Origin of the sequence: Methylobacterium platani, from assembly GCF_001653715.1 — a bacterium.
Taxonomy (GTDB): domain Bacteria; phylum Pseudomonadota; class Alphaproteobacteria; order Rhizobiales; family Beijerinckiaceae; genus Methylobacterium; species Methylobacterium platani.
Map to the genome: position 1 here is coordinate 267,369 of NZ_LWHQ01000006.1, position 7,132 is coordinate 274,500.

A 7,132-nucleotide genomic window follows, 5' to 3' on the forward strand; every position below is an offset into this window, starting at 1 on the left:
GTCAGGCGAGCCGCGCCCTGCCGGTCTCCGGCATGCGCACGAGGACGGCGAGCGTGACCGCCGCCATCGGGATCAGGTAGGCGACCGCCGGCGCGAGCGCCGAGCCGGTCGCGGCGATGAGCCAGGTGGCGACGAAGGGCGCGAAGCCGCCGAACACCGCGACCGCCAGCGTGTAGCCGATCGACATCCAGGTCGAGCGCAGGTGGCTCGGGAAGATCTCCGAGATCGCCGCCGGCCCCGGGCCCGAATAGAGCGCGACGATCACCCCGAACACGACCTGGATCGCCACCACCGTGAGGAAGCCCGCGCCGTCGGCGACGACCCGGAACAGCGGGTAGGACAGGAGGATCGCCGCGACCGCGCTCGCGATCAGCAGCGGCTTGCGGCCGATCCGGTCCGAGAGGTGGCCGAAGACCGGGACCGTCAGCACCATCGCGACGAGCCCGATCGTGTTCGACCACAGGGCCTGCGAGGCGGTGAGCGCGCCGAACTTCTGCGTGAAGGTCGGCATGTAGGACAGCAGCATGTAGTACGACACGGTCCAGAAGATCGTGAAGCCGAAGGCGCGCAGGCCCAGCCGCGGGCCGCTCTCGGAGGGGGCCGCGGCGGCCTTGCGCTCCTGGACCTCGGCCTCGAAGACCGGCGTCTCGTCGACGCTGCGGCGGATCAGGATGCCGACGACGAGGAGCGAGGCGCCGAGCAGGAACGGGATCCGCCAGCCCCAGGCCAGCATCGCCTCGGGGCTCAGGAGCGAGGTGAGGAGGGCGGCGACCCCTGAGCCGAGCAGGATGCCCGACGCGGTGCTGACCTGCTGGAACGAGCCGAACAGGCCTCGGCGCCCCTCCGGCGCCCACTCGATGATGAAGGCGGTCGAGGCGCCCCACTCGCCGCCCGCCGCGATGCCCTGGAGGATGCGCAGGGTGACGAGCAGCACCGGCGCGGCGATTCCGATCTGGGCGTAGGTCGGCAGCAGGCCGAGCCCGATCGTGCCGAGCGCCATCATCAGCAGGGTGAGGACGAGGGCGACCTTGCGCCCGCGCCGGTCGCCGAGGCGCCCGATCACCGCGCCGCCCAACGGGCGCGCCAGGAAGCCGACGCCGTAGGCCGCGAAGGTCGCCAGCAGCGAGGCGGTGGGATCGCCGGACGGGAAGAACGCCGCCGAGATCGCCCCGGCCAGGAAGGCGTAGACCCCGAAATCGTACCATTCGAGCATGTTGCCGATGCAGGCGGCGGAGATCGCCTTGCGCGCCCGCGGATCGAGGGCGGAGCGTGGCCCCGCTGCGGCGACCGTCCCTTGCATCCCGGTTCCCCAAATTCACTTGTATTGCCATGCAATACGCTGCATTGCATCTTATGCTGGGACAGGGAGGCGCGCGGTGTCAACGGAGGATGGGCCGGAAACGGCGCGAAGCCGGCTCTTTGTGCAATCCGTCGAAAAAGCTTTCAGCATCCTCGAAGCATTCGGCGGCACCCGCTACCTGTCGCTGCAGGAGATCAGCGCCCGCTGCGGTCACGACAAGAGTACCTGCCAGCGGATGACGCACACGCTGGCGCAGCTCGGCTATCTCGAGCAATGCGCGACGACGCGGCGCTACGCCCTGTCGGACCGGGTGCTGGATCTGAGCTATCACCTGCTGCGCAACCACCCGCTGATCGAGCGGGCGACCCCGATCCTGATGGAGGTGCGCCGGGACTGCGATGCGCGGGTCGACCTGAGCCTGTTCTCGCATGCGTCGCTGGTCTACGCGCTCAGGCTGCAGGCGCGGGCCGAGCCCTACTACACCAACCTGGTCGGGCGCCGGATCCCGCTGTTCTGCAGCGCCGGCGGCCGGGCGGTGCTGGCGGCCCTGGCGGAGCCGGAGGCGCGGGCCCTCGTCGAGGCGGAGGACCGCCGGCCGCTGACCCGGTTCACGCAGACCGGGGTCGCCGCCGTGATGGAGGCGGTGGCGGCGGCGCGGCGCGACGGCTACGCGGTCGCCACCCACGAGGTGATCGAGAACGAGGTCGTGGTCGCGGCGGCGCTCCGCGACGCGGCCGGGATCCCGTTCGGGGCGCTCCACGTCGCCGGCGAGGCCGGGCGCTGGAGCGAGCGGGAGATCGCCGGGCGGATCCTGCCGATCCTGATGCGCGCCGCCGCCCTGGTGAGCGGCGCGGCGTGAGGATCAGTACTCCACGAACTCGCCGAGGCGGCCGGCGAGGCGGTAGGCGCGCTCGCGGGAGAGGCCGCGCAGGATCACCCGGGAATCGCTGTGGAGCGAGAAGGTGCCGTCGGGATCGGCCTGGATCCGGATACCCTCGTGCATGGTCTGGCGCTCCCCCGATCGTCGCGGCATCCGCTCCGGGATGCGGGGGGAAACGCGCGGCGGCACGGGGGGATACGGCAGCCGGCAAGATTTTTTTAAGCACGGGCCCGACGAAAAACGATCGTCTCTCCGGAACCTATGCCGTTGGATGAATCTTTCCCGTGACCCGCCCCGAGCGGGAAAGCCCGCCTCGTCCGGCGGGCGGGTTCCCGCCGCGCGGCGGGGATCGCGCATGAGGAGACACCCAAGATGAAGAAGATGACTCTGGGCCTCGCGGCGGCTGCCGTTCTCGGCACCCTCACCTTCGGCATCGGCGCGGCCTCCGCCGCCCCGGCGAGCCCGGCCGGCATCCAGGCCGCCCCGATGGTGGAGACGGTGCAGATGACCCGCGGCGAGCGCCGGATGATGCGCCACCACCGGATGCACCGGCACATGATGCACCGGCGGCACATGATGCGTCACCGCATGATGCACCGCCACATGCACCGCATGTAACGAATTCACGCTCCGCCCAGCCCCGGGTCGTCCCGCGGCCGGGCGGAGCCTCGCGTCAGAACGACCGGTTGGACAGGGCCGGCTGGCCGGCCAGGATCCGCTCGTCGACCTGGCGCACGTCGCGCAGGCCGCACATCGCCATCGTGACGTCGAGCTCCTTGCGGATGATGTCGAGGCACTGGGTCACGCCCGCCTCGCCGCCGGCGCCTAAGCCGTACAGGAAGGCGCGGCCGATGAAGACGCCGTGGGCGCCGAGCGCCAGCGCCTTGATCACGTCCTGCCCCGAGCGGATGCCGCCATCCATCAGGACCTCGATCCGGTCGCCCACCGCCTGGACGATCTCCGGCAGCGCCGCGATCGACGAGATCGCCCCGTCGAGCTGGCGGCCGCCGTGGTTGGAGACGATCATCGCCTCGGCGCCGCTCTGGGCGGCCAGTTCCGCATCCTCCGGATCGAGGATCCCCTTCAGGATCAGCTTGCCGCCCCAGCGGTCGCGGATGCGCTTGACGTCGTCCCAGTTGAGGCGGGGGTCGAACTGCTCGGCGGTCCAGGACGAGAGCGAGCGCAGGTCGCCCACCCCTTGCGCGTGGCCGACGATGTTGCGGAAGGTGCGGCGCTGCGTGCGCAGCATGTTCAGGCACCAGCGCGGCTTCGTCGCCAGGTTGACGATGTTGGGGATCGTCATCCGGGGCGGGGTCGAGAGGCCGTTCTTCACGTCCTTGTGGCGCTGGCCCAGAATCTGGAGATCGAGGGTGAGCACCAGCGCCGAGCACTGCGCCGCCTTGGCGCGGTCGATCAGCCGGTCGATGAAGTCCCGGTCGCGCATCACGTAGAGCTGGAACCAGAACGGCGCGTCGGTATTCTCGGCCACGTCCTCGATCGAGCAGATGCTCATGGTCGAGAGCGTGAACGGCACGCCCGCCTTGGCGGCGGCGCGGGCGGCGAGGATCTCGCCGTCGGCGTGCTGCATCCCGGTGAGGCCGGTCGGCGCCAGCGCCACCGGCATGCTGACGGGCAGGCCCACCATGGTACTGGCGAGCGTGCGGTTCGTCATGTCGACGGCGACGCGCTGGCGCAGCTTGATCTTCGAGAAGTCGTCCTCGTTCGCCCGGTAGGTGCCTTCCGAGTACGAGCCGGAATCGGCGTAGTCGTAGAACATCCGCGGCACCCGCCGCTCGGCGAGCACGCGCAGGTCCTCGATGCAGGTGACGGGGCCGCTCGTGAAGAACCGCGACATCCAGGATGGCGGCCGCGACGAGGGCATTCGGGTGGCGTGCATGGCGTCTCGCTCGTTCCGTCTCTTCTCGTCCTGCGCGGGACAGCGTGCGCCCGGGCACAGGTTTTTCGTCTCAAGCCCGTCCGGGATACAATCAACCGTCCGGGTCTGACCATCGTTTTTGCCGTGCGCCCGGCGCGGCCCGGCACCGCGCCGGCGCCGTCACGGCGCCACCTCCTCCCGCGGGGTGGCGCTGAGCTCGGCCCAGTCGAGCTCCTCCTCGAGGCGCAGATAGGCGTCGTCGCCGATCTCGTCGCGCTCGCGCAGATCCAGGATGACCGCGCGGGCGGCCCCGACGGCGCGGCGGCGCAATGCGTCGGCGGGCAGGCTCGACGGGGCGAGGCCCTGGTCGTGCTCCTCGGCCTCGCGGATGCCGGCCTCGAATTCCCGCCGCAGGGCCTCGGCGTGGGGCGAGGTGTCCTCGGCGAGGCTGTCGCGGGCGGCCCGGTAGGCCGCCGCCCGGGCGCGGCCGATCTCGATCCCGACCGGATCGTCGTCGCCGAGCGAGAACCGGGCGAGGAGCGGGCGCAGGGTGAGGCCCTGGATCACCAGGGTGCCGAGCACGACGCAGAACGCCGCCAGCACCACGAGGTCGCGATGCGGGAAGTCGCCTGGCAGCGCGAGCGCGAGCGCGATGGTGACGACGCCGCGCATGCCGCACCACGCCACCGTGGTGCCCGAGCGCAGGCCGATCGGCTTCGGCCCCACCGGCCCGGCGAGCCGGTGCCACAGCCGGGCCATCGCCCGCGCGCCCATCACCCAGGCGAGGCGCACCGCCACGGTGGTGCCGAATACGCCTGCGGCGACGAGGGCGTAGCGGCTGCGCTCGGCCGGGCTCAGGCCCTCGAGGATCGGGCCGATCTGCAGGCCGATCAGCACGAAGGCGAGCACGTTGAGCACGAACACCGCCGTCTCCCAGACGGTGTTGGAGGTGATCCGCAGATGGGCCGGCATGGTCTGGGGCGAGAGCCGCGACACGGTGAGGCCGAAGCTGACCACCGTCAGCACGCCCGAGACCTCGACCCGCTCGGCGGCGAGCCACAGCCCGAAGGTGGTGACGAACTGCAGCACCACCGCGCTCGGCGGATCGGTGACCCGGCGCATCAGCCGGACATAGAGCCAGGCCAGCGCGGGCCCGGCGACGAGGCCGCCGACGACGCCGACGAGGAAGGTCGGGGCGACCTCCGCGGCCGAGAACGAGCCGGTGGCGACGGCGCCGAGCGCCAGCCGGTAGATCAGCAGCGACGAGGCGTCGTTGAACAGGCTCTCGCCCTTGAGGATGGTGACGAGGCGGTGGGGCAGCCGGAGATGGGCCAGCACCGAGAGCGCCGCCACCGCGTCCGGCGGCGCCACGATGGCGCCGAGGACGATGCAGGCGGAGAGCGGCATGTCGGGCACGAGCCAGTGCGCGACGAGCGCGACCGCCGCCGTGGTGACCCCGACCGCGCCGACGACGAGCCCCGCCACGGGGACCCAGTTGCGCTTGAGGTCGCGCAGGCTGGTGTCGTAGGCCGCGTCGAGCAGGACCGGGGCGAGGAAGAGCGCGAGCGCGAGGTCGGGATCGAGGCGCAGGTTCGGGACCTGCGGCACGAAGGCCAGGACCGCCCCGCCGATGGCGAGGAACGCCGGGAACGGCGCCCCGAGGCGCCGCGCCAGCCCGGCGAGCAGGACCGCGACGACGAGCACGCCGGCGATCCATTCGAAGATCAGCATCACCCCTCCGATTCTCAAGAGAGGCAACGCGCGCGGGGCGTGAGAGGTTGGAGGACGATCCGTCGCTGGGGGGGGCGGCCCGACGCCGTCAGCCCGACGTCATGGCCGCCCGAAGCTCGGCGATCTGGCCGGGGCGCAGGATGCGCCCGTCGGCGAGCACGATCCAGGCAACCCCCGCCGCGATGGCGCCGGCGGCCTGCACCGCCTCGCGCAGGGTCGTGACGGGGCGCTCCTCGGTCTCCTCGCCCGGCCAGACGACGAGCTGCGCCGGCGCGGTCCAGTCGATGCGGGTGCGGTCGGTCATGCGCTCGTCAACACCATCCGATTGCGGCCGGGCCGGGGCGGATTGGTTGCGCAGGCGTGTCAGGCCGCGTCGGTGGCGGGGGCGAGGCGCGACAGCAGCGTGCGCTCGTAGGCCACGAGTTCGCGGCCGGCCTTCAGGGCGCGGTGGTACTGCCGGTTGGCCAGTTCGTCGTGGATCGCCACCAGGTAGGGCGCGCTCGTCGGCATGCTCCGCAGGATCTCGAGCGATTGCCGCACCAGCAGGTCGTCGGCCTCGAGCGGGTGGTCGGCGAGGTAGATCAGCTGCAGCGTCACGCAGAGCCGCTTGCAGGCCGTATCGGCCCCGCTCTCCGGGATGATCTCGGTCTCGCGCAGGAACTTGCACGTGTTCTCGATCAGCAGGCTGGTGGCGCGCTCGCCGTTGCGGATCGCCGCGCCGTTGATGATCAGGCGCTCGTTGGGCTTCAGATGGATGCGCAGGGGCATGGGCGGTGTGTCCGATGGCCTGTCCGTGTGGGTGTCGCGAGGGTCTCACCGCCCGGCGGCGGTCGGCATCTCTGATGGGAGTGGAAATCCGGTCATGCGCCGACGCTAGGGCCGAGCAGATTAAGGAATTTACCATGCCATCAAGCAAAGTCGCGCCATATTCGGACATTTACTGCCGATTAACCATGATTTTATGAAGCCGCCACCCGCGAAATTAGCCTTAAGAGAAGGGTAACGTCCGCCCGGTCAATCTGCCGACGTCGTCAAAACGATGGCTCTACCGATCAAAAGGGTCGCCCCATGTCGTCCAGCATCACCCTCACGGCCGCGACGCGCCAGAACCTCCTGACGCTCCAGGACACCGCCGACCTGCTCTCGACCACCCAGAGCCGCCTCGCCTCGGGCAAGAAGGTCAACAGCGCCCTCGACAACCCGAGCAGCTTCTTCACCGCCCAGGGCCTGTCCTCGCGCTCCTCGTCGCTCACCAACCTGCTCGACGCGGTCTCGAACGGCGTCCAGACAATCCAGGCGGCCAATACCGGCATCACCAAGCTGAAGGGCCTGACCGACCAGCTCA

At 70.8% G+C, this 7,132-nt stretch carries 9 protein-coding genes; 3 read left to right on the forward strand and 6 right to left on the reverse strand.

What is annotated here, in order from left to right; genetic code table 11:
- Position 1: 1 nt before the first annotated feature.
- On the reverse strand, positions 2-1,300 hold the full coding sequence (locus tag A5481_RS02715) for an MFS transporter (protein WP_048433294.1): 1,299 nt from the start codon (positions 1,298-1,300) through the stop codon (positions 2-4).
- A 121-nt stretch (positions 1,301-1,421) separates the two neighbouring features.
- Between A5481_RS02715 and A5481_RS02720 the strand changes: the two genes are divergently transcribed.
- Positions 1,422-2,159: an IclR family transcriptional regulator gene (locus tag A5481_RS02720; RefSeq protein WP_167350045.1), complete on the forward strand. Its 738-nt coding sequence runs from the start codon at positions 1,422-1,424 to the stop codon at positions 2,157-2,159.
- Positions 2,160-2,162: 3 nt separating this feature from the next.
- On the opposite strand, the gene A5481_RS34525 is transcribed toward A5481_RS02720, so the two are convergent.
- Positions 2,163-2,303 carry a hypothetical protein gene (locus tag A5481_RS34525; RefSeq protein ID WP_167350044.1) on the reverse strand — a complete coding sequence of 47 codons (141 nt, stop codon included), beginning with the start codon at positions 2,301-2,303 and terminating at the stop codon, positions 2,163-2,165.
- Positions 2,304-2,552: 249 nt separating this feature from the next.
- Here A5481_RS34525 and A5481_RS02725 point away from each other — a divergent pair, with 249 nt between their 5' ends.
- Complete coding sequence (locus tag A5481_RS02725) at positions 2,553-2,798, forward strand: hypothetical protein (RefSeq protein ID WP_048433292.1); 246 nt, start codon at positions 2,553-2,555, stop codon at positions 2,796-2,798.
- Between the two features lie 55 nt (positions 2,799-2,853).
- Here A5481_RS02725 and A5481_RS02730 read toward each other — a convergent pair whose 3' ends face one another.
- From A5481_RS02730 to A5481_RS02745, 4 genes are all read right to left on the reverse strand, one after another.
- Positions 2,854-4,035, reverse strand: coding sequence for an alpha-hydroxy acid oxidase (locus A5481_RS02730; RefSeq protein WP_048433291.1), 1,182 nt, complete (start codon positions 4,033-4,035; stop codon positions 2,854-2,856).
- A 201-nt stretch (positions 4,036-4,236) separates the two neighbouring features.
- Positions 4,237-5,787 carry a Na+/H+ antiporter gene (locus A5481_RS02735; protein ID WP_048433290.1) on the reverse strand — a complete coding sequence of 517 codons (1,551 nt, stop codon included), beginning with the start codon at positions 5,785-5,787 and terminating at the stop codon, positions 4,237-4,239.
- A gap of 88 nt (positions 5,788-5,875) precedes the next feature.
- Positions 5,876-6,091 carry a hypothetical protein gene (locus A5481_RS02740; RefSeq protein WP_048433289.1) on the reverse strand — a complete coding sequence of 72 codons (216 nt, stop codon included), beginning with the start codon at positions 6,089-6,091 and terminating at the stop codon, positions 5,876-5,878.
- Positions 6,092-6,150: 59 nt separating this feature from the next.
- Positions 6,151-6,555 (reverse strand): flagellar biosynthesis repressor FlbT, encoded by a 405-nt coding sequence (locus tag A5481_RS02745; protein WP_048433288.1) that lies wholly within the window; start codon positions 6,553-6,555, stop codon positions 6,151-6,153.
- 300 nt (positions 6,556-6,855) lie between these two features.
- Between A5481_RS02745 and A5481_RS02750 the strand changes: the two genes are divergently transcribed.
- Positions 6,856-7,132, forward strand: a 277-nt coding sequence (locus A5481_RS02750) for a flagellin N-terminal helical domain-containing protein (protein ID WP_483428636.1), incomplete at its 3' end; no start/stop codon positions are given.

Excerpts from the sequence above, each read along its gene's own strand:
- A5481_RS02715 (WP_048433294.1), bottom strand. The coding sequence starts at position 1,300 with ATGCAAGGGACGGTCGCCGCAGCGGGGCCACGCTCCGCCCTCGATCCG.
- A5481_RS34525 (WP_167350044.1), bottom strand. The coding sequence starts at position 2,303 with ATGCACGAGGGTATCCGGATCCAGGCCGATCCCGACGGCACCTTCTCG.
- A5481_RS02725 (WP_048433292.1), top strand. The coding sequence starts at position 2,553 with ATGAAGAAGATGACTCTGGGCCTCGCGGCGGCTGCCGTTCTCGGCACC.
- A5481_RS02730 (WP_048433291.1), bottom strand. The coding sequence starts at position 4,035 with ATGTCGCGGTTCTTCACGAGCGGCCCCGTCACCTGCATCGAGGACCTG.
- A5481_RS02735 (WP_048433290.1), bottom strand. The coding sequence starts at position 5,787 with ATGCTGATCTTCGAATGGATCGCCGGCGTGCTCGTCGTCGCGGTCCTG.
- A5481_RS02740 (WP_048433289.1), bottom strand. The coding sequence starts at position 6,091 with ATGACCGACCGCACCCGCATCGACTGGACCGCGCCGGCGCAGCTCGTC.
- A5481_RS02745 (WP_048433288.1), bottom strand. The coding sequence starts at position 6,555 with ATGCCCCTGCGCATCCATCTGAAGCCCAACGAGCGCCTGATCATCAAC.